This window comes from Hungatella sp. L36, assembly GCF_014288035.1.
The window spans coordinates 1-538 of sequence record NZ_JACOPC010000070.1 but is presented as its reverse complement, the minus strand read 5'-3'; the positions used below and the strand labels follow the sequence as shown (position 1 = coordinate 538).

Annotated in this window: 1 tRNA gene; it reads right to left on the bottom strand. The window is 41.8% G+C overall.

Features of this window, described 5'->3' with window-relative positions:
* Window positions 1-335 precede the first annotated feature (335 nt).
* Window positions 336-408, bottom strand: a tRNA-Ala gene (locus H8S80_RS33980).
* Window positions 409-538: the final 130 nt, after the last annotated feature.

Sequence of the window (538 nt, the reverse complement as noted above, 5' to 3'; positions counted from 1 at the left end):
AAGGAGGGGGCTTACCCTGTTAAGGGTGCGGGCTACTCGTCTAAGATTCATAGCGTTGAATCTCTGGTCTTAGGTTTGTTATCACTGTACGTTACAGTAATAACGAGTTTATAATTTTTCGGTTATATCTGTTACGATATAACACCTCGGATGTCTTGATTTACTCTTTCTCGGGATCGAAATCCCTTAAAAGAATCTATCTAGATATATTCAATATGTGGTTTTCAAGGTACATGGTTGCGTCCATTCAACTAAACTCGTGAAATACCTCGTTAAGTTTCAGGACGGGCTTTCATACTAGATTCGAAAATACCTCATCAAGTATTCAATGCCAATGGAGATGGAGAGATTCGAACTCTTGACCCCCTGCTTGCAAGGCAGGTGCTCTCCCAACTGAGCTACACCCCCATATTTATGTCAAATACTCGGATGCTGGTCTTCCCTTTTCAGGCAATCCCTTTATTCTTTTGTTTTTTCCACTTACTTATCTCCTGAGGAGTTAAGTAGTGGGCTTAAGTGGACTCGAACCACCGACCTC